Annotated in this window: 21 protein-coding genes; 16 read left to right on the top strand and 5 right to left on the bottom strand. The window is 73.1% G+C overall.

Annotated elements, in window-relative coordinates:
- Positions 1-7 precede the first annotated feature (7 nt).
- Positions 8-1462 carry an aldehyde dehydrogenase family protein gene (locus tag ACZ7OY_RS22465; protein WP_471912976.1) on the top strand — a complete coding sequence of 485 codons (1455 nt, stop codon included), beginning with the start codon at positions 8-10 and terminating at the stop codon, positions 1460-1462.
- Positions 1459-2250, top strand: coding sequence for a 3-oxoacyl-ACP reductase (locus ACZ7OY_RS22460; protein ID WP_471912975.1), 792 nt, complete (start codon positions 1459-1461; stop codon positions 2248-2250). Before ACZ7OY_RS22465 ends, ACZ7OY_RS22460 begins: the two co-directional genes overlap by 4 nt.
- A gap of 68 nt (positions 2251-2318) precedes the next feature.
- Here the strand turns inward: ACZ7OY_RS22460 and ACZ7OY_RS22455 are convergent, their stop codons facing one another.
- A complete protein-coding gene (locus tag ACZ7OY_RS22455; RefSeq protein ID WP_471912974.1) occupies positions 2319-3521 on the bottom strand; it encodes an amino acid deaminase/aldolase in 1203 nt (400 codons plus the stop codon).
- A 1788-nt stretch (positions 3522-5309) separates the two neighbouring features.
- Here ACZ7OY_RS22455 and ACZ7OY_RS22450 point away from each other — a divergent pair.
- The gene (locus ACZ7OY_RS22450) at positions 5310-6383 is read left to right on the top strand and encodes a hypothetical protein (RefSeq protein WP_471912973.1); all 1074 of its coding nucleotides are present in this window, start codon (positions 5310-5312) and stop codon (positions 6381-6383) included.
- A complete protein-coding gene (gene mycP / locus ACZ7OY_RS22445) occupies positions 6380-7576 on the top strand; it encodes a type VII secretion-associated serine protease mycosin (protein ID WP_471912972.1) in 1197 nt (398 codons plus the stop codon). Before ACZ7OY_RS22450 ends, mycP begins: the two co-directional genes overlap by 4 nt.
- 19 nt (positions 7577-7595) lie before the next feature.
- On the opposite strand, the gene ACZ7OY_RS22440 is transcribed toward mycP, so the two are convergent.
- Complete coding sequence (locus ACZ7OY_RS22440; protein WP_471912971.1) at positions 7596-8633, bottom strand: serine hydrolase; 1038 nt, start codon at positions 8631-8633, stop codon at positions 7596-7598.
- A gap of 150 nt (positions 8634-8783) precedes the next feature.
- On the opposite strand from ACZ7OY_RS22440, the gene ACZ7OY_RS22435 reads away from it, so the two are divergent.
- On the top strand, positions 8784-9515 hold the full coding sequence (locus ACZ7OY_RS22435) for an SseB family protein (RefSeq protein WP_471912970.1): 732 nt from the start codon (positions 8784-8786) through the stop codon (positions 9513-9515).
- Between the two features lie 44 nt (positions 9516-9559).
- Here ACZ7OY_RS22435 and ACZ7OY_RS22430 read toward each other — a convergent pair whose 3' ends face one another.
- Positions 9560-9937: a DUF1844 domain-containing protein gene (locus ACZ7OY_RS22430; RefSeq protein WP_152893456.1), complete on the bottom strand. Its 378-nt coding sequence runs from the start codon at positions 9935-9937 to the stop codon at positions 9560-9562.
- A 361-nt stretch (positions 9938-10298) separates the two neighbouring features.
- Between ACZ7OY_RS22430 and infC the strand changes: the two genes are divergently transcribed.
- The 10 genes from infC to ACZ7OY_RS22380 all read left to right on the top strand — a co-directional run bounded on the left by infC (position 10299) and on the right by ACZ7OY_RS22380 (position 21527).
- Positions 10299-10997: a translation initiation factor IF-3 gene (infC, locus tag ACZ7OY_RS22425; RefSeq protein WP_351611265.1), complete on the top strand. Its 699-nt coding sequence runs from the start codon at positions 10299-10301 to the stop codon at positions 10995-10997.
- Positions 10998-11106: 109 nt separating this feature from the next.
- Positions 11107-11301, top strand: a complete 195-nt coding sequence (gene rpmI / locus ACZ7OY_RS22420) for a 50S ribosomal protein L35 (RefSeq protein ID WP_055528302.1) — start codon at positions 11107-11109, stop codon at positions 11299-11301.
- 98 nt (positions 11302-11399) lie between these two features.
- Complete coding sequence (gene rplT, locus ACZ7OY_RS22415; RefSeq protein WP_162469411.1) at positions 11400-11783, top strand: 50S ribosomal protein L20; 384 nt, start codon at positions 11400-11402, stop codon at positions 11781-11783.
- 228 nt (positions 11784-12011) lie between these two features.
- A complete protein-coding gene (locus ACZ7OY_RS22410; protein WP_351609488.1) occupies positions 12012-12872 on the top strand; it encodes a TrmH family RNA methyltransferase in 861 nt (286 codons plus the stop codon).
- Between the two features lie 90 nt (positions 12873-12962).
- Positions 12963-14099: a sensor histidine kinase gene (locus tag ACZ7OY_RS22405; RefSeq protein ID WP_471912969.1), complete on the top strand. Its 1137-nt coding sequence runs from the start codon at positions 12963-12965 to the stop codon at positions 14097-14099.
- A 132-nt stretch (positions 14100-14231) separates the two neighbouring features.
- On the top strand, positions 14232-15353 hold the full coding sequence (pheS, locus tag ACZ7OY_RS22400) for a phenylalanine--tRNA ligase subunit alpha (RefSeq protein ID WP_471912968.1): 1122 nt from the start codon (positions 14232-14234) through the stop codon (positions 15351-15353).
- Positions 15353-17869: a phenylalanine--tRNA ligase subunit beta gene (gene pheT / locus ACZ7OY_RS22395; protein ID WP_471912967.1), complete on the top strand. Its 2517-nt coding sequence runs from the start codon at positions 15353-15355 to the stop codon at positions 17867-17869. The genes pheS and pheT overlap by 1 nt, the downstream gene beginning before the upstream one ends.
- 283 nt (positions 17870-18152) lie before the next feature.
- Positions 18153-19244, top strand: coding sequence for a PP2C family protein-serine/threonine phosphatase (locus tag ACZ7OY_RS22390; RefSeq protein ID WP_471912966.1), 1092 nt, complete (start codon positions 18153-18155; stop codon positions 19242-19244).
- A gap of 258 nt (positions 19245-19502) precedes the next feature.
- A complete protein-coding gene (locus tag ACZ7OY_RS22385) occupies positions 19503-20840 on the top strand; it encodes a transcriptional regulator (protein ID WP_471912965.1) in 1338 nt (445 codons plus the stop codon).
- A 141-nt stretch (positions 20841-20981) separates the two neighbouring features.
- Positions 20982-21527 (top strand): NUDIX hydrolase, encoded by a 546-nt coding sequence (locus tag ACZ7OY_RS22380; RefSeq protein ID WP_471912964.1) that lies wholly within the window; start codon positions 20982-20984, stop codon positions 21525-21527.
- A gap of 26 nt (positions 21528-21553) precedes the next feature.
- Here ACZ7OY_RS22380 and ACZ7OY_RS22375 read toward each other — a convergent pair whose 3' ends face one another.
- On the bottom strand, positions 21554-21811 hold the full coding sequence (locus ACZ7OY_RS22375; protein ID WP_385532568.1) for a hypothetical protein: 258 nt from the start codon (positions 21809-21811) through the stop codon (positions 21554-21556).
- Between the two features lie 208 nt (positions 21812-22019).
- Positions 22020-22880, bottom strand: coding sequence for a 3-hydroxybutyryl-CoA dehydrogenase (locus ACZ7OY_RS22370; RefSeq protein ID WP_471912963.1), 861 nt, complete (start codon positions 22878-22880; stop codon positions 22020-22022).
- A 174-nt stretch (positions 22881-23054) separates the two neighbouring features.
- On the opposite strand from ACZ7OY_RS22370, the gene ACZ7OY_RS22365 reads away from it, so the two are divergent.
- Positions 23055-24377 (top strand): glycoside hydrolase family 10-like protein, encoded by a 1323-nt coding sequence (locus ACZ7OY_RS22365; protein ID WP_471912962.1) that lies wholly within the window; start codon positions 23055-23057, stop codon positions 24375-24377.
- Position 24378 lies beyond the last annotated feature (1 nt).

The raw sequence follows: 24378 nt of genomic DNA, 5'->3' as shown, positions 1-24378 counted from the left end.
GCCCTTCTTGTCCCACGAGCCCGAGCACGAGCCCCAGGAACGCGAGACGGAACGCGAGCAGGAACGCGAACCCGAGCAGGAGCACGCGCGGGAACACGAACTCCAGGTACGCAACCCCGCCACCGAGGAGGTCGTCGCGACCGTACCGGCCGCCGACGCGGCCGACGTGCACGCGGCGGTCGTACGCGCCACCCGGGCGCAGGAACGCTGGGCCGCCCTCACGCCCGGCGACCGGGCCCGGCTGCTGCGCCGGTTCGCCGTCGCGGTGGACGAACACCGGGAGGAACTCGCCCAGTCGGAGGTCCTGGAGGCCGGGCACACGGTCGGCAACGCCCGCTGGGAGGCGGGCAACGTACGCGACCTGCTCGACTACGCGGCCGGCGGGGTCGAGCGGCTGACCGGTCGTCAGATCCCGGTGGCCGGCGGCCTGGACGTGACGATCCTGGAACCGCTCGGCGTCGTCGGCGTCATCGCGCCCTGGAACTTCCCCATGCCCATCGCGGCCTGGGGCACCGCGCCCGCACTCGCGGCAGGCAACGCGGTGATCCTCAAACCCGCCGAGACGACACCGCTGACGGCCCTGCGGCTGGCCGAACTCGCCCTGGAGGCCGGGCTTCCGCAGGACCTCCTCCAGGTGCTGCCCGGCCACGGCCCGGTCGCCGGAGCCGCGCTCGTCGAGCACCCCGGCGTCGCGAAGATCGTGTTCACCGGGTCCACCGCCGTCGGCAAGCAGGTGTGGGCCAGGGGCGCGGACCGCCTCAAGCGCGTCACCCTCGAACTCGGCGGCAAGAGCCCGAACATCGTCTTCGCCGACGCGGATCTGGAAGCCGCCGCGGCAGCGGCCCCCATGTCCTTCCTCGACAACTCCGGCCAGGACTGCTGCGCCCGCACCCGCATCCTCGTCCAACGCCCGGTGTACGAACGCTTCCTGGAGCTGCTCGCGCCCGCGATCGAGTCCGTCCGCGTCGGCGACCCGGCCGACGAGCAGACCCAGATGGGCCCGCTGATCTCCAGGCCCCAGCTGGACCGCGTGCGGTCCTACGTCGACCCGGACGCGCCCGGCATCCGCGGCAAGGCTCCCGAAGGCCCCGGCTACTGGTTCCCGCCCACCGTCCTCACCGGCGTCGACCCGCGCGCCCGGGTGGCCGTCGAGGAGGTCTTCGGACCCGTCGCCGTCGTCCTCCCCTTCGACGACGAGGAGCAGGCCGTGGCGCTCGCCAACGCGACCGACTACGGCCTCGCCGGCTCCCTGTGGACCCGGGACGTCGGCCGCGCCCTGCGGGTCTCGCGGGCCGTGCGGGCCGGCAACCTGTCGGTCAACTCCCACTCCAGCGTCCGCTACTGGACCCCGTTCGGCGGCTTCAAGCAGTCCGGCGTCGGCCGCGAACTCGGCCCCGACGCCCTCACCGCCTTCACCGAGACCAAGAACGTCTTCATCAGCACGGAGGGCCCCGCACAGTGACCGCACAGACCCCTGACGCCGTCTGCCGCCGGCTGGTCGGCCGCACCGCCGTCATCACCGGAGCCGGCAGCGGCATCGGCCTCGCCACCGCCCGCCGGCTCGCCTCCGAGGGCGCCCACGTCGTCTGCGCGGACGTCGACGAGACCCGCGGCAAGGCCGCCGCCGAGGAAGTCGGCGGGATCTTCGTGAAGGCCGACGTCACCGACCCCGAGCAGGTCGAGGCCCTGTTCAAGACGGCCTACGACACCTACGGAGGCGTGGACATCGCCTTCAACAACGCGGGCATCTCACCGCCCGACGACGACTCCATCCTGGACACCGGTCTCGAGGCCTGGAAGCGCGTCCAGGAGGTCAACCTCACCTCCGTCTACCTGTGCTGCAAGGCCGCCATCCCCTACATGCGGCGCCAGGGCAAGGGCTCCATCATCAACACGGCGTCCTTCGTGGCCCGGATGGGCGCCGCCACCTCCCAGATCTCCTACACCGCGTCCAAGGGCGGTGTCCTGGCGATGTCCCGTGAACTCGGCGTGCAGTTCGCCCGCGAGGGCATCCGTGTCAACGCCCTGTGCCCCGGACCGGTCAACACCCCGTTGCTCCAGGAGCTGTTCGCCAAGGACCCGGAGCGGGCCGCTCGCCGTCTCGTGCACATCCCGGTCGGCCGGTTCGCCGAGGCCGAGGAGATCGCCGCCGCCGTCGCGTTCCTGGCGAGCGACGACTCCTCCTTCGTGAACGCCAGCGACTTCCTGGTCGACGGCGGAATCTCGGGCGCGTACGTCACGCCCCTGTAGGACCTGGGTCCGGTCGGCTGAGCTGCCGGAGGGCCGAAGTCCGAGAACTTCGGCCCTCTTCGGGTTGCCTACAGGAAGGCGTGGCCCTCGCCGCGGTACGTCGGCACGGTCGCCGTGACCGCGTCCCCCTCGATCAGGTGCAGCACGTCGAACCGCTCGCACAGCTCACCGGCCTTCGCGTGCCGGAACCACACCTTGTCGCCGATGAGCAGGTCGTCGGCGGGCGCGCCGAGCAGCGGGGTCTGGGCCTCGCCGGGCCCCTCCTGCGGGTCGTAGCGCAGCCCCTCGGGCAGGTACGGCACCGGAAGCCGGTCGGGTCCGGCGGCGCCCGAGGCGGGATAGCCGCCGCCCAGGACGGTCACCACCCCGACCCCCGGCCGCCGCACCACGGGCTGGGCGAAGAGGGCCGCCGGACGCCCGCTGAAGGACGTGTAGTTGTCGAAGAGCCTCGGCACGTACAGCCCGGAACCGGCCGCGACCTCGGTGACCGCGTCCTCGGCCACCGTGGACTGCACGCTGCCGGTGCCGCCGCCGTTGACGTACTCCAGGTCGGGCACGACGGCCCGGACCGCCCGTACGACCGCCGCGCGCCGCTCGGCCAGCTCCCGGCGGGCCGTCGCCTGCATCAGCCGCACGGCGCGCGAGCGCAGCGGCCGGCCGGCCACCGAGTCCCCGACACCGGCTATGTGACCCTCGTACGCCATGATCGCGACGACCTTGAACCCCGGCCGCCGCTGCACCGCGCGCGCCAGGTCGGCGAGCTGCTCGGGGGAGTGCAGCGGGGAGCGGCGGGCCCCCACCCGCACCCGGCCGCCGAACAGCTTCAGCGCCGTGTCCATCTCCAGACAGACCCGCACCACTTCGCTTCCGCCGGCGCGCGCGGCGTCGATCAGGTCGAGCTGCGCCACGTCGTCGACCATCACGGTCACGGCGGCCGCCAGCTTGGGATCGGCGGTGAGCTCCGCGTAGGCGGCGCGGTCGACGGAGGGGTAGGCGAGCAGGACGTCGTCGAAACCGGAGCGCGCCAGCCAGAGGGACTCGGCGAGGGTCAGGGACATGATGCCCGCGAAGCCGTCCTTCGCCAGGACTCGTTCGAGCAGGGCCCGGCAGCGCACGGACTTGCTGGCGACCCGGATCGGCTTGCCGCCGGCCCTGCGCACCAGATCCTCGGCGTTGGCGTCGAAGGCATCCAGATCGACGATCGCAAGCGGGGCGTCGAGATGGGCGGTGGCCCGGTCGTAACGGGCCCGGTCGGCAGCGCGCGCAGTCATGCACGAAGCCTGCCAGACAGGATTACCGCAGGGTAGGGGGACGATCCGGGCAGATGCCCCGGCGTCGTGGACTGGTTCCCGTGCGGCCTCGAACAAGCCGTAGAGTGACGCGCACGCACGGAGGAACAGGCGCCGGTCGCAGGTCCGCGCCGGGATGACGGCCCGTCCGTGCGGGTATGCGTGCCCGAGGCGAAGCGACTGCGCCGCGGGCAGGCCGGGCGTGAGCCGTACGGCGGCCCGCGCACGAGAGCGACGGCCCGGGTACGAGGAAGCGGGGGGTGCATGAGCACGGAAGCGCGCCGCGCCCCCGTTCCGCCGCGCCCCACCACGCCCCCGTCCTCCGATGCCGACGGCGCCTCCCGCTCGTCCGGTGCCGACGACGCCTCCCGCTCGTCCGGTCCGAGCGGCTCCTCCGGCGCCCTCGACGAGCGGGTGGACGCCGACAGGTCCCCCGAACCCGGACCCGGTCCCCGGCCCGCAGCCACCACGCCTCCCGCGAACGACCCGTCCCCCGCGACACCGCAGCGCTCCGCGACGGCCACGCCGTCGGGTACCGCGTCCGAGGCCCCCGGGGCTTCCGCGGGGTCCAGGCCGGGCGCAGTGCCGAACGCCGTGCCGACGGGCTTCGGGCAAACCACCGGGCCGGCACCGACGCGTGGCCCGTCGTCCCCGGCGCGCACCGGCAGCGGGGCGCCCGCAACGGCCGGCGGCGACGCGGCCGGTACGGACCCTTTCCCGGCCGGTCCTCCCCGGGCAGGGGCGCCGCGTTTCCCGAGCTTCGGGTCCGCCGCCTCCGGCCCCCGCGCCGACCGCGCTTCCACGCCTCCGCCTCCACCGGCGGCCACGGCACGCTTCCCGGACGCCCCGCCGTCCCCGGGCGCCCGCCTGCCGGACGCCCCGCCGTCGGCTGGGACGCGTCTGCCGGACGCCTCGCCGTCCGCCGGGTCGCGGCTGTCGGACGGCCCGCCGTCTGCTGCCACACGCCTGCCCGACGCGCCGCCGTCCGCCGGGTCGCGCCTGCCTGACGCTCCGCCGTCGGCTGGGACGCGTCTGCCGGATGCTCCGCCGTCCGCCGGGTCGCGCCTGCCTGACGGCCCGCCGTCTGCTGCCACGCGTCTGCCCGACGCGCCGCCGTCCGCACCGTCCGGCGCGGCACGCTTCCCGGACGCCCCGCCGTCCGGGGGCGCCCGCCTGCCCGACGCCCCGCCGTCCGGTGGTGTGTCGCCGCGGCCCGGACACCGGCCCCCGGCCCAGTCGCGGACCCCCGGTGCGCCCGCCGCGACGCCCTCGGAGACGACCGCCCGCCTCCGCCCGGTCCCCCCGGCCCCGCAGCCCGGGTCGGACACCGAGCGGGGCTTCACCCCCGCCGTCGCGCAGAACCGTCCCGGCACCACCGCCGTGCCGCCGCGCCCGCAGACGCGCCCGGACACCGGCACCCGCACGGACTTCTTCCGGCGTCCCGCCTCGACCACGGTCCCGTCGCCTCCGCAGGACCGGTCTCGTGTTCCGTCCGCCGATGTCTTCGGTGGGCCTGCTTCAGGGCCGGTGCCGCCGCGGCCGGATGCCCGGCCGGGCATCCCGTCGGCCTCGGTGGTCCCGCCCACTGTCGTGCCGTCGCCTCCGCAGGACCGGCCTCGTGTTCCGTCCGCCGGCGCCTTCGGCGGGCCCGCCTCCGGGGCGGTGCCGCCGCGGCCCGACGCTCGGCCGGGCGCCCCGTCGGGCACCGTCCCGCCGACCGCAGTGCCACCGGCCGTCCCGCCCACCACCGCCTTCGGTGGTTCCGGTGGCGTGTCCCCGGCGCGTGCGGGGGCCACGGAGGCTGCCGTCGGCTTCGGTGCCGTCGCGCCGGGCCGGGCGGGCGAGGCCGAGCCCGAGGCCTGGACGCCGCTGACTCCTCCCGCGGCCTTCGTCATGCCGGCGCAGTCCGCACCGCCCGGTGCCGCGGGCATACCTCCGCACCCCGCGGGCACCCCCGCGGCCCCCGCGCCCGTGACCCCGGACCCGGCGCTCTCCTGGACCGCGATGACCCCGCCCGCGGACCGTCCCGTCGTGACGTTCGGAGAACCGGAGGGGTACGACGAGCAGGCGCGCCCGGGGCCCCTCGCGGGGCGCCTGCGGTCCCGTACCACCGCCGCGGCCGTCTGCGTGGTGCTCGGATTCGGGCTCATCGGCGGTGCGGCGACGGGCAGTTGGCTGACCGGCGGGTCCGGGGACGACGGCGCCCCCGACACCTTCGCGGCGGCCGCCGAACTGTGGCACAGCATCCCCGTGGACCAGCTGTTCCCGCCCACCGTGCAGGGCACCGGAGCGGGTCCCGGCGGCGCCGACCGGACCTGGACGCGGATCGCCGTCGCCCCGGACAGCGGCTGTCAGAACGCGTTCGACCCGTTGCTGCACAAGGTCCTCGCCCCGGCCGGCTGCCGCCGTCTGCTGCGGGCCACCTACACGGACGCGACCCGCAGCTACGTCACCACCGTCGGCCTGCTCTTCACCAAGGCGGACGCGGCGACCATGAGCGCCCTGGCCGCCCGGTTCCGCAAGGAGGGGCTCGACCGCCGCGCCGACCTCATGCCCCGCCCCTACGCGCCGAAGGACACCGTCGCCGCCGCCTTCGGCGACAAGCAGCGTGCCTCGTGGACCGTCTCCGTGCTGACGGACACCCCCGTCGTCGTCTTCGCCGTCTCCGGCTGGGCCGACGGCCGCAGTATCGACACCCCGCAGCCCGCGGCCGACGCCACGCAGTCCGGCGCCACCACGGCCCCCGCGCAGGCCGGTCTCGGCAACGAGGCCCAGGGCCTGGCCGACCGCATGGAACGCGCGTTCCGCAAGACCGCCGACGCGGCGACGGAGGAACCGTCATGAGCAGCCGTACGACCCGTACGACCTACCGCGCCGGGCTCGTCGGCTCGCTCCTCGCCGCGTCCCTCGCCCTCGCGCCGGCCGTCCCCGCGCACGCCGACGGCATCCGCGCCCAGCAGTGGGCGCTGGACGCCATGCACACCCAGCAGGCCTGGCGGACCACCAAGGGCAAGGGCATCACCGTCGCCGTCCTCGACACCGGCGTCGAGGACGACCACCCCGACCTCGACGGCAACGTCCTGTCCGGCACCGACCTGGTCGGATTCGGCGCGAAGCCCGGTGACGACTCCTGGGCCCGGCACGGCACCGCGATGGCCGGGATCATCGCCGGTCACGGACACGGCGCCGGGAACGGCGAAGGCGTCATGGGCATCGCCCCCGAGGCCAGGATCCTCCCCGTCCGCGTGATCCTGGAGGACGACGACCCCTCCCGCGCCAAGGCCCGCACCACCCGGGGCAACGCCCTCGCCGAGGGCATCCGCTGGGCCGCCGACCACGGCGCCGACGTCATCAATCTCTCGCTCGGCGACGACTCCTCCTCCGCGCACCCGGAGCCCGGCGAGGACGAGGCCATCCAGTACGCCCTGAAGAAGGGCGCCGTCGTCGTCGCCTCGGCGGGCAACGGCGGCGAGAAGGGCGACCACATCTCCTACCCGGCCGCCTACCCGGGCGTGATCGCCGCGACCGCCGTCGACCGCTACGGCACCCGCGCCTCCTTCTCCACCCGCCGCTGGTACGCCACCGTCAGCGCGCCCGGTGTCGACGTCGTGATCGCGGCCCCGGACCACCGCTACTACGAGGGCTGGGGCACCAGCGCGGCCTCCGCCTTCGTCTCCGGCGCGGTGGCCCTGATCAAGGCGGCCCACCCGGGCCTGAGCCCGGCCCAGATCAAGAAGCTCCTGGAGGACACCGCCCGCAACGCGCCCAGCGGCGGCCGCGACGACTCCCGCGGCTTCGGCTTCATCGACCCGGCCGCCGCCCTCAAGGCCGCCGGCCGCCTCGACCCGGAGGGCCTGAAGGCCGCCGCGTACGACCGGAAGTACTTCGGCGCCGGGCCCGACACCGCCGCGGCGGACGACGGCATGTCGGGCTGGGCGGGCCCGCTGGCGGGCAGCGTAGGCGGTGTGCTGCTGGTCGTCGCGGTCGTCATGTGGCGCGGCCGCCGCCGCACCCACCGTCCCCTGGACGAGTTCTAGGGCCTGTCCCGCGCCCGGCTCAGTCCGCGGCGGACGACGGCGACGTGGAGGCGGACGCCGAGGACGACTCGCCGTCGCTTCCGGTGAACGCCGAGACCGCCGCCCGTGCCGCCGCCTCGACCAGCGAGATGCCCCCGGCCTGGGTCGCGTTGCCGTCGGACAGGACGGTCACCAGGTAGCCGTGGCCGTCGACCGTCACCCGCCCGATGCTGTTGATGTCCCACAGCCCGGTGGTGCTGCGCGCCAGCCAGCCGTTCTTCAGCGCCCACGCGGTGGCGGCACCCCCGGCCGAAGGCTGGGGGACGTCGGCGGCGGCCGAGACGCCCCAGTGCTGGTCGGCGGCGATCCGCCGCATCAGCCCCTCGACATACGCCTGTGAGGCCGCGCTCAGCTTCGCGTCGTCCCCGAAGACCTGCTGGAGCAGCGTCAGCTGGTCCGCGGCCGTCGTGCGGGTCAGTCCCCACAGCATGCCGTCGCCGCCCGTGGTGTCCGTGAGCCCGAACCGCTTGTTCGCGGCGTCGAGGCCCGCTGCCTCGCCGATGATCTTCCACAGCGCCGACGCGGAGGCGTTGTCGCTGTTCTCGATCATCGCGGTGGCGTACGTCTTCTCCGTGGCGGTGAGGTGCCGGCCGGCGTCCTGCGCCTGGAGCAGCAGCGTCGCCAGGATGTCGACCTTGACGATGCTCGCCGTGTCGAAGGCGGCGTCCCCGTAGGCGGCGCTCTCGCCGGACTCCAGGTCCAGGACCGCCGCCGACACCCGCGCGCGGCTCGGCACGGTCACCGACGCCAGCGCGTCGGCCAGCAGCTGTCCACGGTCCACCGAGGGCTCCGCCACGGGTTCCACCGACGCCTCCCCGTCGGCCGACGGCGAGGAGGTTGCCGACGGCGACGGCGACGACGATACGGCGCCCGACTCCGAGTGCGCCTGGGCCTTGACGTACACCGTGCCCACGGCCGTGCCGCCGACGATCACGATCGCGGCCAGGGCGATGTGGAGCAGGGGGCGGCGGCGCGAGGGGCGGGCGCGGCGGCCTTGGCGGGCTCTGGAGGACTCCATGCCCGAGATGCTGGACGCGGCGACTGTGCGGGCCGTTAGACCGAAGTTAGAGCTTCGTCAGGGAAATCTGAGAAAGCTGTGAGTTCGGTGTCCGCCCTGTTTCAGGGGCCGCACAAGCGCCGCAGCATCCCACCTATAGGGTCGGTGACCGTGGCGAACAAGAACATTCCCGACCCCGGCTACTCCGACGACGACGGCTCCGCCGATCCCCGGCTCAGCGCCGCGCTGGCCGCCTGGGACGCGGACCGCACCGCCGTGGGCCCGGTTCTGGAGGCGCTCCGGGGCGCCCGGCTGCTCGTCCCCGTCGTCGCCGTGCTCGGCGAGGTCGAGGAGGACGAGAACGGGCTGCGCCGCGAGAAGACCAGCGACATGGCCGTACCGACGCTGAAGGCGGGATCGCGCACCGCCCTGCCGGCCTTCACGTCCACCGACTCGCTGGCCCGCTGGGACCCCCAGGCCCGTCCCGTGGCCGTACCCCTGCACCAGGCACTGAAGGCCGCGGCGCACGAGAAGGCGGACACCATCGTGCTGGACATGGCGGGGCCGGTGGCGTACGAGCTGACGGGGCCGGCGCTGCGGGCGCTCGCCGAGGGCCGTACGACGGCCGAGCCGCTGGCCGATCCGGCCGTCGTCGAGGCGGTACGCGCCGCGGTGGCCGCCGAGCCCGCCGTGCTGCGTGCCCACCTCGGCCCAGGGCAGGCCGACGGCACCCTCGCCCTCGTCCTGGACCCGGACGCCGCCCCGGCCGAGGCCGCCCGCGCGCTCGCCGGGCGGCTGGCCGCCGACGAGACACTGAGGGCCCGCCTGGTGCGCGGTCTCGACCTGGCAGTGCTGCCGGCCGGGACGACGCCACCGGGCGAGCCCCTGTACGTACGCGACTGAGGTCATCGGGCCCCGGCCGCGGATCGTTTCCTGACAGTGAGGGACTAGCCGTAGACCGGTCCCGTGTACTTCTCGCCGGGGCCCTGGCCGGGCTCGTCCGGGACGATCGACGCCTCGCGGAACGCGAGCTGGAGCGACTTCAGCCCGTCGCGCAGCGGGGCCGCGTGGAACGAGCTGATCTCGGTGGTGCTCGCGTCCAGCAGACCGGCGAGGGCGTGCACCAGCTTGCGGGCCTCGTCCAGGTCCTTGTACTTGTCGCCCTCGTCGGTCAGGCCGAGCTTCACGGCGGCGGCGCTCATCAGGTTGACGGCGACCGTCACGATCACCTCGACCGCGGGGACCTCGGCGATGTCGCGGGTCATGGCGTCGAAGTCGTTGGTGCCGGGGGTCTCGGGGGTGTCCGAGGGGGAGGTCTCACTCATGCCCCTCACGATAGGTCCCGGACGGGAACGGGCCCCACTTGGCCTCAATTAGCCGTTCCGGACCGATGCTGCTAACCTTGTGTAACGACCGGTCGGAGACGTATGCCCACGGCACACGGATCCGACCTACAAGTGGAGGCTTCGAACTCCCACCTGACCGCCCTCCGGGGCGGCGGGTCACCGGTCAGGCGGCGCCGTTCCTTTGTGACGGCGGTCCGCCCGATAGTGCGCCCCGCGTTCACCGCGGCGGTGTTCCGGTAGTTCGAGGAGCCCCGCCTGTGATCGTCCGGGGCATTTTTTGTGTTTCGGCGCGGTTAGGTCTAACGAACAGAGACGTTACGCGGCTGTCCGCCAGACCGCCGTGTGGTGCTACCGAGGAGGATCCATCAGCGCCGAGCCCCGCATCAACGACCGGATTCGCGTTCCCGAGGTGCGACTTGTCGGTCCCAGTGGCGAGCAGGTGGGCATCGTCCCGCTGGCCAAGGCACTGGAGCTTGCGCAGGAGTACGACCTGGACCTGGTCGAGGTCGCGGCGAACGCCCGTCCGCCCGTGTGCAAGCTCATGGACTACGGGAAGTTCAAGTACGAGTCGGCCATGAAGGCCCGTGAGGCGCGCAAGAACCAGGCGCACACGGTCATCAAGGAGATGAAGCTCCGGCCGAAGATCGACCCGCACGACTATGACACCAAGAAGGGTCACGTCGTCCGGTTCCTCAAGCAGGGCGACAAGGTCAAGATCACGATCATGTTCCGCGGTCGCGAGCAGTCCCGCCCCGAGCTGGGCTACCGACTGCTCCAGCGTCTCGCGGAGGACGTCCAGGACCTCGGGTTCATCGAGTCGAACCCGAAGCAGGACGGCCGCAACATGATCATGGTCCTCGGTCCGCACAAGAAGAAGACCGAGGCGATGGCCGAGGCCCGGCAGGCGCAGGAAGCCCGCAAGGCGGAAGCGAAGGCCAACCCCGGCAAGTCGCAGAACCCCGCGGACACCGGCGCCGAGGCGGACACCGAGGTCGAGGTCGAGACCGAGGCGCCCGCCGAGGAGCACGCCGAGGCGTGACCCCCGGGACGCGAGTCCCAGGACGTAACCGATACAAGAGACGACGCTCCACCGTGCCCGGTTTGACGACCGGGCACAGGAGCGCCACCGACGAGGAGATAACGGCGCTATGCCGAAGAACAAGTCGCACAGCGGTGCCAGCAAGCGCTTCAAGATCACCGGCTCCGGCAAGGTGCTCCGTGAGCGCGCCGGCAAGCGCCACCTGCTCGAGCACAAGTCGTCCCGCGTGACGCGCCGCCTCACCGGCACCGCCGAGATGGCTCCCGGCGACACCGCGAAGATCAAGAAGCTTCTCGGCAAGTGACGTACGGGCGCCGCTGAGCGCCGTACGTCTGGACCGGGACCCCATCGATTCCGGGCCGTGTGAAGACAACCACGGCCCCGCTACAAGGAGTTAAACAAGTGGCACGCGTCAAGCGGGCAGTCAACGCCCACAAGAAGCGCCGGGCGATCCTCGAGGCGGCCTCCGGCTACCGCGGTCAGCGTTCGCGCCTGTACCGCAAGGCCAAGGAGCAGGTCACCCACTCGCTGGTCTACAACTACAACGACCGCAAGAAGCGCAAGGGTGACTTCCGCCAGCTGTGGATCCAGCGCATCAACGCTGCGGCCCGCCAGAACGGCATGACGTACAACCGCCTCATCCAGGGTCTGAAGGCCGCGAACGTCGAGGTCGACCGCAAGATCCTGGCCGAGCTGGCCGTCAACGACGCCGGTGCGTTCGCCGCGCTCGTCGAGGTGGCCCAGAAGGCTCTGCCGGCGGACGTGAACGCGCCGAAGGCTGCGTGACGCCGCTCCGGCCCGAGCCGGATGTGACGTGATCGGACCCGCAGGCTGAACCAGCCTGCGGGTCCGACTCTGTCTGCACGCCGGCCCAGGACCCGTCCGGCCGCCGGTTCTGTCCGGGTCCCGAGCCCCGTCCGGCCCCCGGCCGATCCGGGTACCGTCCGGGCCCCGGCCGCTCCGGGCCCCCGGCGGAGCGAACAAGAACCCCTGGACTTTTCGAAGGTGAACCCCATGCCTCCCGCCGCCCCCGAGCTGATCTCCCCCCGTTCGCCCCGCGTCTCGGCCGCGCGGCGGCTCGCCCGGCGGAACTTCCGGGGCAAGGAGCGGCTGTTCCTCGCGGAGGGGCCGCAGGCCGTGCGCGAGGCCGCCGGCCACCGCAGCGACGCGGTGCCCACGCTCGTCGAGCTGTTCGCCACCGTCGAGGCCGCCGAGCGCTACGCCGACATCGTCGGGCAGGCCCGCGCCGCCGGCGCCCGGGTCCACCTCGCCGACGAGCAGGTCATCGAGGACATCTCGACCACCGTCACCCCCCAGGGACTCGTCGGGGTCTGCCGGTTCCTCGACACCCCCTTCGAGGAGATCCTCGCCGCCCGCCCCCGGCTCGTCGCCGTCCTCGCCAACGTCCGCGACCCCGGCAACGCCGGCACCGTGCTGCGCTGCGCGGACGCCGCCGGGGCCGAGGCGGTCGTACTGACCGACGCCTCCGTGGACGTGTACAACCCCAAGGCCGTGCGCGCCTCCGTCGGCTCCCTCTTCCACCTCCCGGTCGCCGTCGGCGTCCCCGTCGAGCGGGCCGTGGCCGGACTCAAGGCCGCGGGCGTACGCATTCTCGCCGCCGACGGAGCAGGCCACGACGACCTCGACGACGAGCTCGACCAGGGCACCATGGGCGGGCCCACCGCCTGGGTGTTCGGCAACGAGGCCTGGGGGCTCCCGGAGGAGACCCGCGCGCTCGCCGACGCCGTCGTGCGCGTGCCGATCCACGGAAAGGCCGAGAGCCTGAACCTCGCCACCGCGGCCGCCGTATGTCTCTACGCGTCGGCCCGTGCACAGCGCGCCTCCGGAGGGTGCCGCTCCGTCACCGAGAGCTAGTAGGGTGACCAGCCCGGGGGCCATCCCCCGAGCTCTCGGCTGCGCGCCGGCAGGGGGAGTCCCATGCCGTCAGAGAGGTGGGGTACCGGGATGAATGTCGGCACGAGCGGCGCACCGGAAGCGAGCGCGGCGGGCCATGTCCCCGCCTCCCGCTGCGGTGATACCGCCGGGTCCGGCATCGACCCCGACGAGCTGCCCGACGGCCTCGTGATCGCCGACGAGCACGGCCACATCGTGTGCTTCAACGCCGCCGCCGCCCGGATCACCGCGACCGCCACCGCCGACGCCCTGGGGCAGCGGCTGGAGAAGGCGCTGCCGCTGGAGGACCTGGAGGGGCGGCGCTGGTGGCAGCTGACCGACCCCTACGGCGGGCTGTCCATCCGGGTCCGCCAGCCCGAGCGCAACCTGCTGCTGCCCGGCGGCCGGGAGGTGCTGGTGTCCGCCCGGTACGTCCGTACCCGCCCCACCGGCCCGCTCCACCGCCTGGTCGTCACCCTCCGTGACACCGAGGCGCGCCGCCGCACCGAACGCAGTCACGCCGAGCTGATCGCGACCGTCGCCCACGAACTGCGCTCGCCGCTGACCTCCGTCAAGGGATTCACCGCCACCCTGCTGGCCAAGTGGGAGCGGTTCACCGACGACCAGAAGCGGCTGATGCTGGAGACCGTCGACGCCGACGCCGACCGCGTCACCCGGCTCATCGCCGAACTGCTGGACATCTCACGCATCGACTCCGGCCGGCTGGAGGTGCGCCGCCAGCCCGTCGACATGGGCGCGGCCGTGGGCCGCCACATCCAGGCGTACGTCGCCGCCGGCCAGCCGGCCGACCGCTTCCTGCTGCGGATCGAGCAGCCGCTGCCCGCGCTGTGGGCCGACCCCGACAAGGTCGACCAGGTGCTGAGCAACCTGCTGGAAAATGCCGTGCGGCACGGCGAGGGAACCGTCACGATTGACGTCACGCCCTCGGCGTCCCCCCGCGAGGGGGAGGACATCGGCACGTCCGTCACAGTGAGTGACGAGGGCCCCGGCATCCCGGAGGAGTCCATGAACCGCGTCTTCACCCGCTTCTGGCGGGGCAGCAAGCGCGGCGGCACGGGCCTGGGGCTGTACATCGTCAAAGGCATCGTCGAGGCCCACGGCGGCCTCATCACGGTCGGCCGCGCGCCCGGCGGCGGCGCGGAGTTCCGATTTACGTTGCCCGTGAGCATGCCGGCCTATCTGGTCTGAGCAGCCCGCGGGCGCATCCGTTCGTCCTCACCCCGTTAGACTCGGCCTTTGGCACCTTTGTGTCCCGGGGCGGCTCTTCGAGCGAGTCGGTGACGGGGACCTTCAGCCAGCCAACCGGAAGCACGGGAAGAGATGTCGGCACCGAATAAGTCGTACGACCCTGTAGAGGTCGAGGCGTTGAAACCGGAAGAGATCGAGCGCATGCGGGACGAGGCGCTCGCCGCCTTCGCCGCCGCGGACTCGCTCGACGCGCTCCAGGAGGCCAAGGTCGCCCACACCGGCGGCACCTCGCCCCTGGCCCTGGCCAACCGCGAGATCGGCGCCCTGCCTCCGCACGCCAAGGCGGCCGCGGGCAAGCTGGTCGGTCAGGCCCGGGGCGCCGTGAACAAGGCCCTCGCCGGCCGCCAGACCGAGCTCGAGGCCGAGCGCGACGCCCGGGTGCTGGTCGAGGAGGCGGTGGACGTCACGCTGCCCCACGACCGGGTACCGAGCGGCGCCCGGCACCCGCTCACCACGCTCTCGGAGCGCATCGAGGACGTCTTCGTCGCCATGGGCTACGAGGTCGCCGAGGGCCCGCAGGCCGAGGCCGAGTGGTTCAACTTCGACGCCCTCAACATCGGCCCGGACCACCCGGCCCGCGGCGAGGCCGACACGTTCTTCGTGCAGGGCCCGGACGGCGGCACCGAGTCCGGTGTCGTGCTGCGCACCCACACCTCGCCCGTGCAGATCCGCTCCCTGCTGGGGCGCGAGCTGCCGGTGTACGTGATCTGCCCCGGCCGGGTGTACCGCACCGACGAGCTGGACGCGACCCACACCCCGGTCTTCCACCAGGTCGAGCTGCTCGCCGTGGACGAGGGCCTGACCATGGCCGACCTCAAGGGCACCCTGGACCACATGGTCCAGTCGCTGTTCGGCGAGGGCATGAAGACCCGGCTGCGGCCGAACTTCTTCCCGTTCACCGAGCCGTCCGCCGAGATGGACATGGTGTGCTACGTCTGCCGCGGCGAGTCCGTCGGCAACCCCGACCGGCCCTGCCGTACCTGCTCCTCCGAGGGCTGGATCGAGCTCGGCGGCTGCGGCATGGTCAACCCCAAGGTGCTGACCGCGTGCGGCGTCGACCCGGAGAAGTACAGCGGCTTCGCCTTCGGGTTCGGCATCGAACGGATGCTGATGTTCCGCCACAACGTCGAAGACATGCGAGACATGGTCGAGGGTGACGTCCGGTTCACCCGGCCGTTCGGGATGGAGATCTGATGCGGGTCCCGCTTTCTTGGCTGCGGGAGTACGTCGACCTGCCGGCCACCGAAACCGGCCGTGACGTCCAGGAGAAGCTGGTCTCGGCCGGCCTGGAGGTCGAGACCGTCGAGCAGCTCGGCGCCGACCTCAAGGGCCCGCTGGTCGTGGGCCAGGTGCTGACCATCGAGGAGCTGGAGGGCTTCAAGAAGCCGATCCGCTTCTGCACGGTCGACGTCGGCACCGCCAACGGCACCGGCGAGCCCCAGGAGATCGTCTGCGGCGCCCGCAACTTCGCCGTCGGGGACAAGGTCGTCGTGGTGCTGCCCGGCGCCGTCCTGCCCGGCAACTTCGCGATCGCCGCCCGCAAGACGTACGGCAGGACCTCCCACGGCATGATCTGCTCCGGCGACGAGCTGGGCATGGGCGACGACGGCAGCCACGGCATCATCGTGCTGCCTCCGGAGACCGAGGCCGGCAAGGACGCCATCGAGCTGCTGGAGCTGGTCGACGAGGTCCTCGACATCGCCGTCACCGCCAACCGCGGCGACTGCCTGTCGATCCGCGGCGTCGCCCGCGAGACGGCCATCGCCTACGGTCTGCCGCTGCGCGACCCCGCGCTGCTCGACGTCCCGGGCCCCAACGCGTTCGGCTACCCGGTCCAGGTCTCCGACCCGGCCGGCTGCGACCGCTTCACGGCCCGCACCGTCACCGGTCTCGACCCGGAGGCCCGCTCCCCGATCTGGCTGCGGCGCCGGCTCCAGAAGGTCGGCATGCGCCCGATCTCGCTCGCCGTCGACGTCACGAACTACGTGATGATGGAGCTCGGCCAGCCGCTGCACGCCTACGACCGCAACCTGGTCCAGGGCACCATCGGCGTGCGCCTGGCCGAGGAGGGCGAGAAGATCGTCACCCTCGACGGCGTCACGCGCACCCTGCACGCCGAGGACCTGGTGATCACCGACGAGCGCGGCCCGATCGGCCTCGCGGGCGTCATGGGCGGCGCCAACACCGAGATCGCCGACCACGCCGACGTCGAGAACGCCAGCACCGAGGTCGTCATCGAGGCCGCGCACTTCGACGCGGTGTCGATCGCCCGCACGGCCCGCCGGCACAAGCTGTCCTCGGAGGCGTCCCGGCGCTTCGAGCGCGGTGTCGACCCGCTGGCCGCCGCGGCCGCCGCCCAGCGCACGGTGGACCTGCTGGTGCTGCTCGCCGGCGGTACGGCCGAGGCGGGCGTCACCGAGGTCGTCGCGGCGTCCGCGCCGCACACCATCGCCCTGCCGGCCGGCCACCCGGACAAGGTCGCGGGCGTGGACTACGGCCGCGAGACCGTCGTACGCCGGCTCCAGGAGATCGGCTGCGACGTCTACGGCCAGGACGAGCTCCTCGTCACCGTGCCGTCGTGGCGGCCCGACCTCACCGAGCCGAACGACCTGGCCGAAGAGGTGATCCGGCTGGAGGGCTACGAGAACCTGCCCTCCACGCTGCCCAAGCTCCCCTCGGGCCGCGGCCTGACCCACCGGCAGCGGCTGCACCGCCGGGTCGGCCGGGCGCTGGCCGGCGCGGGCTACATCGAGGCGCCGAACTACCCGTTCGTCGGCGAGCAGGTCTTCGACCAGCTCGGCCTCGACGCCGCCGACCCGGCCCGCCGGGTCGTGAAGCTGACCAACCCGCTCAACGACGAGGAGCCCGCGCTGCGCACGTCGCTGCTGCCGGGCCTGCTCGGCGCGCTGCGCCGCAACGACGGCCGGGGCTCGCACGACCTGGCGCTCTTCGAGACCGGGCTGGTCTTCCACCCGCGCGCGGAGCAGCGGCTCGCCGTCTCGCCGCCCGTGGACCGGCGTCCCACCGAGGAGGAGATCGCCGCCCTCGACGCCGCGCTGCCCGAGCAGCCGCGCCATGTCGCCGTCGTCCTCGCGGGCGCCCGCGAGCAGGCCGGCTGGTGGGGCAAGGGCCGCCCGGCCGACTGGGCCGACGCGGTCGAGGCCGCCCGGACCGTCGCCCGTGAGGCCGGCGCCGAGCTGATCGTGCGGGGCGGCAAGTACGGGCCGTGGCACCCGGGCCGCTGCGCCGAACTGGCCGTCGTCACCGCCGACGGCACGGAGCGGATCGTCGGCCACGCCGGCGAGCTGCACCCGCGCGTCGTCAAGGCCTTCGGCCTGCCGGCCCGCACCAGCGCTACCGAGCTCAACCTGGACGCCCTGGAGGAGGTCGGCGACGACACCCCGCAGGCGCCCACCATCTCCACCTTCCCGGTCGCCACCCAGGACGTCGCCCTGGTCGTCGACAAGTCGGTCCCGCACGCGGACGTCGAGACCGCGCTGCGCGACGGCGCGGGTGAACTGCTGGAAGCCATCCGGCTGTTCGACGTCTACGAGAACGACGAGCAGCTCGGCGCGGGCCACAAGTCCCTCGCGTACGCGCTGCGCTTCCGCGCCGCCGACCGGACGCTGACGGTCGACGAGGCGTCGGCTGCGCGGGACGCTGCGGTGGCGCTGGCCGCTGAGCGTACCGGGGCGGCGCTGCGGAGTTAGTTCCCGGCGGGGAACTGTGCGTCGTCTGCCGACTGCGGGTTGTCGGTGGCCGGTCGCGCAGTTCCCCGCGCCGCTTTCTGGCCTGCTGGTCGGCTGCGGGTGGTCGGTGGCTTGTCGCGCAGTTCCCCGCGCCCCTTTGGGGTGCTTTTTTGGCTATCTCACTCGATCGGGTGAGATCTGTCGGGGTCCTGGGCCGGGCGGGAATGCGGTCGACAGAATCGAACCGGCCTTTCGGGGCCGGTTTCGGTCTGCGCTGTCAGGGCCTGGATGGGGGGCCATCGACATGTTCCGCATCAGGCTGCCGCTGCGTAGGACCCTCTCACTGGGGTTGCCCACGATGTGGGGCGCCGTGGCGATCACATACAAGCTGGCCTGTCCGCTCGCCCAGGAGAACGGGCTGGGCGCACGGGTCGTCAGCAGCGCGGTCTTCTTCGCGGTCGGCGCGGGACTGGTCCTCCATGTCCGCGGGACCCTGCTGCGCGAGCTCAGACAGGCCCGCCGGGTAGCGGGCGCCGCGCAGAGCGTGCTACTGCGGCCGCTGCCCCCGCGGCTCGACGGCCTCGGTGTCGCAGCCGCCCAGCTCTCCGCGGACCGCGGCGCCTCGGTCGGCGGTGACCTCTACGAGGCGCTCGCCACCGAGCACGGGGTCCGGGTGGTGATGGGCGACGTCCGCGGCCACGGCATCGGGGCGCTCGGTACCGTCGCCGCCGTCCTCGGCAGCTTCCGCGAGGCCGTGCACGACGAGGCCGAACTCGGCGGCGTGCTGCGCCGCCTGGACCGCGCGCTCGCCCGGCACCTGCGCGCCCAGGCCCGCGCCGAGCACCCCTCGGCCGGTGCGCCGCCGGACACCCCGGTCGCCGAGGAGTTCGTCACCGTACTGCTGCTGGAGATCGGCCGCGGCGGCGAGGTACGGGCCCTGAACTGCGGCCACCCGTGGCCGTATCTGGTCAGCGGCGGCCGGGTCGAACCCCTGGCCGGCCCGGATCCGCTGCCGCCGCTCGGACCGTTCCCGCTGCCGGACGACCTTCCCGCGCAGTGCCTGGGAGATCTGCTGCCGGGCGAGTCGCTCGTGCTGCACACGGACGGGGCACAGGACGCACGCGACAGCCGCGGCCGGTTCTTCTGCCTGCCCGGCGCGATCGCCGCGGCGGTCCGTGACCACCCGGCCACCCCGCAGTCCGTGCTGCGCTCCGTCTTCACCGCGCTGCGCCGGCACAGCGGTCACCGCCCGGCCGACGACGTGGCCCTGCTCGTCCTGCGCAACGAGCGGCTGCGCGGCCCCACTTGTGCGCGGCCGCACGGCAGCGACACGTACGGCTCCACGGCGCGGGCCGGGCCTGCGCCCACCGACCCTCAGCCGACGAACCACCTCTAGCCCCGAGACGCCGTTCCGCCGCCGTCCGCCCCGCCACGGATTGTCGGGCAGGCAGCCGGGCGGACGGCGCGGAAGCGGGCCGCCGTACTTTTCGAGGGGGAGCCGGCGGCCCGGCCGGCCTCTTGCGAGGCATCTCAGTCAACCGGGCCGGGACTCTCCGCAACAGCGCACGCACAGCACGGCTTCGCGCACTCCGTTCGCACCCCGTGTGAAGCGGTACCCACTACTCTGTCGGCACGGATCCACCGGGGGACACCCATGCAGCCCAACACTCTGCTCGACGCGATCCTGGACGAGGCGGGGATCTCGCATGCCGGGCTGGCCGCGCATGTCAACCAGGCAGGGCGGGCCCGTGGACTGTCGCTGAGGTACGAACACACCGCCGTGGCCCGGTGGTTGAAGGGGCAGCGGCCGCGCGGCCAGGTGCCCGACCTGATCTGCGAGGTGCTGGCCGCACGGCTGCGCCGGCCGGTCACCCTCGACGACATCGGCCTCGGTGTCCCGGGCGAGCCGTCGGCCCCGCACGGCACCCTCTCCGGCTTCGTGGAGCGGGCCACCGCACTGTGGCGCTCCGACGAACAGCAGCGCCCGCACGTCCTGGGCGCTCCCGCCGTCACCGGTACGCCCGCCGTGATGCCGGTGTGGGAGTGGGAGAACCCGCCCGAGGACGTCGACGTCTCGCGCGGCGGCCGGCACCGGGTCACCTCGGCCGACATCGAGATGCTGCGCGCCGCTCGCACCCACTACGAGCAGATGTACCGCAAGGCCGGCGGCGTCGCGACCCGCAGCCGGATCGTGGGCTTCCTCAACGCCGAGGCGGCCCCGCTGCTGCGCGGCAGCTACACAGACGCCACCGGCCGCCAACTCCACCGGTCCACCGGCGGGTTGGTGGCGGTCACCGGCATCTGCGCGTACGACTCCGACGCGCACGGACTGGCCCAGCGCTACTTCCACCAGGCCCTGAGGCTGGCAAAGGCCAGCGGGGACCGGGGACTTGGCGCCTACGTCATCGCGCTGCTGGTCAACCAGTCGCTGTTCATGCGGGAGTACCGCCAGGCCGTCGCCTTCGCCGAGGCCGCGCTGCGTACCGCCGGACGGCACATCACCCCCGCGCTCGCCTCGGATCTGTACGCGATGCAGGCCAAGGCGTACGCCCATCTCGGTGACGGCACGAGCGCCCTGTCCTGCATCCGGCGGGCCGAGGCGGCCGCCGAGCGCATCCGGCGCGGACACGAGCCCGACGAGACCGGCTATGTGCAGCCGGGCCTCGTCAACGTCCAGGTGGCGGAGGCGCTGCTCAGCCTCGGTGAGCTGGCCGCCGCCCGGGAGCACGCGGCGGCCGCCGTGGACAACCCCGCCCACGACCGGGGCCGGGTGCACCGGCTGGCGATGCTCAGCACGATCGAACTGCGCCGGGGCAACGTCGACGAGGCGTTGGCCACGGCGGTGCGGATGGCCGAGCAGGCCCGGGGGATGGAGTCCCAGCGCGTGCGCGACAGACTGCGCGCGGTGCGCGAACACCTGGTGCGCAGCGGCGTTGCCGGTACGGCCGAGGCCGCCGAGCTCATCGACGGGGCACTGCGCGTACCGCTGTAAACCCCCGTATTTCCGCCGGTACGACCCGGCCGGGACCGACGCCCGCGCCCATGGGGGCGCGCGGAGCCGCTCGCCGTGCGCCTGCTGTCCGGCTGCTCCTGCTGCGATATTGCCACTTACTCAGCGGAAGGTGGCAGAACCGTGCAGTGGACGAAACAGAACGAACAAACTGTGTATGAAAACCGCTGGTTCAGGGTCAATCTGGCCGATGTCGCACTCCCGGACGGTCGGCATCTCGACCACTTCCTCATACGGCTGCGGCCCGTCGCCGTGGCCACGGTGGTGAACGAGGCCAACGAGGTCCTTCTCCTGTGGCGCCACCGCTTCATCACCGACAGTTGGGGGTGGGAACTCGCGGCGGGTGTCGTCGAGGACGGCGAGGGCATCGCCGACGCGGCCGCCCGGGAACTGGAGGAGGAGACCGGCTGGCGGCCGGGGCCTCTGCGCCACCTCATGAGCGTGGAGCCGTCCAACGGGCTCACCGACGCCCGGCACCACATCTACTGGGCCGACGAAGGGGAGTTCATCGGGCATCCCGTGGACGACTTCGAATCGGACCGCCGGGAATGGGTCCCCCTCAAGCTCGTCCCCGACATGGTCGCCCGCGGTGAGGTCCCGGCCGCCAACATGGCGGCCGCGTTACTGCTGCTGCACCATCTCAGGCTCGGGCAGGACGCCGTGCCCTGAATCCCCCAGGGCGTCCCGCACGGGACCTAGTGGCCGAGGGCCTGCCAGACCGTCACGGCCAGTGCGCCGACCGCCGTGACGGCCGCGATCGAGGGCAGTGGCCAGCGCGCGTGTTCCAGCGAGCCGAGCCGGGTGCTCAGTTCGTCGAGTTCCTTGACGGTCTCCTCGGTGCGGTGGGTGAGCAGAGCCAGTCCGCCCTCGACGCGGGCGTACGCCACATCGAGGCGGCGTCGTAACTCTGCGAGTTCTCCATGGACGACGGGATGTTCGGGATCGGCGGTCATGTGTCCGCTCCTTTCCGTAGTCGTCTCACATCCCTTGCATGTGCATGAAGAGTCAACTCGCCTGGTCGGCGCGTGGGGAGAGTGTGCGCGCGGCATATGCGGGCCCGCCGCGCACACGGCGTGTGAATGCCGCGGGCCCGGCACCTTCCCAGGTGCCGGGCCCGCGTGGCGTAGCTCGGTGTAGTCGGCCGCGGGGCCGACTGCCGCATCAGCCGTAGGTGTAGAAGCCCGAGCCCGTCTTGCGGCCCAGGCGGCCGGCGTCGACCATGCGCTGGAGCAGCGGGGGAGCGGCGTACAGCGGCTCCTTGTACTCGGCGTACATGCTGTTCGCGATCGACACGATGGTGTCCAGGCCGATCAGGTCGGACAGCTTCAGCGGGCCCATCGGGTGGGCGCAGCCCATCTCCATGCCGTTGTCGATGTCCTCGCGGCCGGCGATGCCGGACTCGAACATCCGGATGGCGGAGAGCAGGTACGGCACCAGCAGCGCGTTGACCACGAAGCCGGAGCGGTCCTGGGCGCGGATGGCGTGCTTGCCGAGCACCTTCTCGGCGAACAGCTGCGCCCGGCTCAGCGTGCCCTCGGATGTGGTCAGCGCCGGGATCAGCTCGACGAGCTGCTGTACCGGGGCCGGGTTGAAGAAGTGGATGCCGACGACCTGGTCCGGCCGCGAGGTGGCGACGGCCAGCTTCACCAGCGGGATGGAGGAGGTGTTGGACGCCAGGATGGCGTCCGGCCGGGTCATGACCTGGTCCAGGACCTGGAAGATCTGGGTCTTGACCTGCTCGTTCTCCACGACGGCCTCGATCACCAGATCGCGGTCCGCGAACTCGCCGAGGTCGGTCGTGAAGCTCAGGCGGGCCTGGGTCGCCGCCAGCTCCTCCTCGGTGATCTTGCCGCGCTCGGCGGCCTTGGACAGGGAGGAGAACAGCCGGGTACGGCCGTACTCCAGGGCTTCGCCGGTGGTCTCGGCGACCTTGACGTCCAGACCGGCGCGGGCGCAGACCTCGGCGATGCCCGCTCCCATCTGGCCGCAGCCCACCACTCCGACGCGTTCGATGTCGGTCACATCGTCCCTTTCGCTGCGCTGATCCACGACGGTGGCAGGACTGCCGGGTTCGGTGCCTGCTCCGTCCGTGCACGTTACCGCCAAGTATCGATGATCGATCGTCCGGGTGCGGCATCCTTGGCGCCAAGACGTTCCGTGACCGCGCGGTTCCATGGCGCAGGGGGTGCTCGAGACATGGGCCGACCGACCCGGCGGACGTTCGCGCTGGCGGCCCTGACGGCGCTGACGGCCGTCACGGAGACGGGCGCGACGAGGACGGAGCCGACGGGAGGGCGGACCGGGGCCAGGGAGCCCGCGTGGGGTGCCGGCCCGGTGGAGCCGGACCGGCGGCGCGCACCCGGCTCGGCGGGCGGTACGGCGGGCGGCGCGGCCGGGGAGATGCGGGGCGTGTGGCTGGCGACGGTGGGCAACCGCGACTGGCCCTCCCGCCCCGGGCTGACGGCGGCCGCGCAGCGCGCGGAGCTGATCGCGCACCTGGACACGGCGGTGCGCAACCGCCTGAACACGGTGATCTTCCAGGTGCGGCCGACGGCGGACGCGCTGTGGCCCTCCCCGTACGAGCCCTGGTCGCGGTGTCTGACCGGCACCCAGGGCCGCGATCCCGGCTGGGACCCGCTGGGCACGGCCGTCGCGGAGGCGCACGCCCGGGGGCTGGCGCTGCACGCCTGGTTCAACCCGTACCGCATCGCCTTCGACACCGACCCGGCGCGGCTCGTCCCCTCCCATCCGGCCCGGCGGCACCCGGACTGGGTGGTGGCGTACGGCGGGATGCTCTACTACAACCCGGGTCTGCCCGAGGTGCGCGCCTTCGTCCAGGACGCGATGCTCGACGCGGTCGCCCGCTACCCGGTCGACGGGGTGCACTTCGACGACTACTTCTATCCCCGCCCGATGCCGGGCCAGTCCTTCGGCGACGAGGCCGCCTACGACGCTCACGGCGGGGCCTTCCCCAACCGGGCCGCCTGGCGCCGCGACAACGTCGACCGGCTCGTCCGGGGCACCGCGGACCGGATCCGGCGGACCCGGCCCGGCACCCGGTTCGGCATCAGCCCCTTCGGGGTGTGGCGCAACGCCGCCACCGACCCGCTGGGCTCCGACACAAGCGCGGGCGTGCAGACGTACGACGACCTGCACGCGGACACCCGCAGATGGGTCCGCGAGCACTGGATCGACTACCTGGTCCCGCAGCTGTACTGGAACATCGGCCTGCCCGCCGCCGACTACGCGAAGCTGCTGCCCTGGTGGGCGGAGGTCGCCCGGGGGACGGGCACGGACCTGTACGCCGGGGAGGCGCTGTACAAGGCCGGCGACCCGGCCCAGCCCGCGGCCTGGCAGGACCCGGCCGAACTCTCCCGCCACCTCGCGCTCGCCGCGGATCTCCCGCAGGTGCGCGGCCATGTCTTCTTCGCCGCCCGGGAGGTGGCGGCGGACCCGGTCGGTGCGATGGCGCGGGTGGTCGCCGACCACTACGAGCAGCCGGCGAGGCCCCCGCGCTGAC

The organism is Streptomyces sp. NPDC107559, assembly GCF_055657365.1.
Note: the sequence above shows the minus strand (reverse complement) of the source record. Positions and strands in the feature narration are given on the sequence as shown.

Excerpts from the sequence above, each read along its gene's own strand:
- ACZ7OY_RS22365 (WP_471912962.1), top strand. The coding sequence starts at position 23,055 with ATGGGCCGACCGACCCGGCGGACGTTCGCGCTGGCGGCCCTGACGGCG.
- pheT (WP_471912967.1), top strand. The coding sequence starts at position 15,353 with ATGCGGGTCCCGCTTTCTTGGCTGCGGGAGTACGTCGACCTGCCGGCC.
- rpmI (WP_055528302.1), top strand. The coding sequence starts at position 11,107 with ATGCCGAAGAACAAGTCGCACAGCGGTGCCAGCAAGCGCTTCAAGATC.
- mycP (WP_471912972.1), top strand. The coding sequence starts at position 6,380 with ATGAGCAGCCGTACGACCCGTACGACCTACCGCGCCGGGCTCGTCGGC.
- ACZ7OY_RS22410 (WP_351609488.1), top strand. The coding sequence starts at position 12,012 with ATGCCTCCCGCCGCCCCCGAGCTGATCTCCCCCCGTTCGCCCCGCGTC.
- ACZ7OY_RS22375 (WP_385532568.1), bottom strand. The coding sequence starts at position 21,811 with ATGACCGCCGATCCCGAACATCCCGTCGTCCATGGAGAACTCGCAGAG.
- ACZ7OY_RS22430 (WP_152893456.1), bottom strand. The coding sequence starts at position 9,937 with ATGAGTGAGACCTCCCCCTCGGACACCCCCGAGACCCCCGGCACCAAC.
- ACZ7OY_RS22385 (WP_471912965.1), top strand. The coding sequence starts at position 19,503 with ATGCAGCCCAACACTCTGCTCGACGCGATCCTGGACGAGGCGGGGATC.
- ACZ7OY_RS22405 (WP_471912969.1), top strand. The coding sequence starts at position 12,963 with ATGAATGTCGGCACGAGCGGCGCACCGGAAGCGAGCGCGGCGGGCCAT.
- ACZ7OY_RS22455 (WP_471912974.1), bottom strand. The coding sequence starts at position 3,521 with ATGACTGCGCGCGCTGCCGACCGGGCCCGTTACGACCGGGCCACCGCC.
- ACZ7OY_RS22440 (WP_471912971.1), bottom strand. The coding sequence starts at position 8,633 with ATGGAGTCCTCCAGAGCCCGCCAAGGCCGCCGCGCCCGCCCCTCGCGC.
- pheS (WP_471912968.1), top strand. The coding sequence starts at position 14,232 with ATGTCGGCACCGAATAAGTCGTACGACCCTGTAGAGGTCGAGGCGTTG.
- ACZ7OY_RS22390 (WP_471912966.1), top strand. The coding sequence starts at position 18,153 with ATGTTCCGCATCAGGCTGCCGCTGCGTAGGACCCTCTCACTGGGGTTG.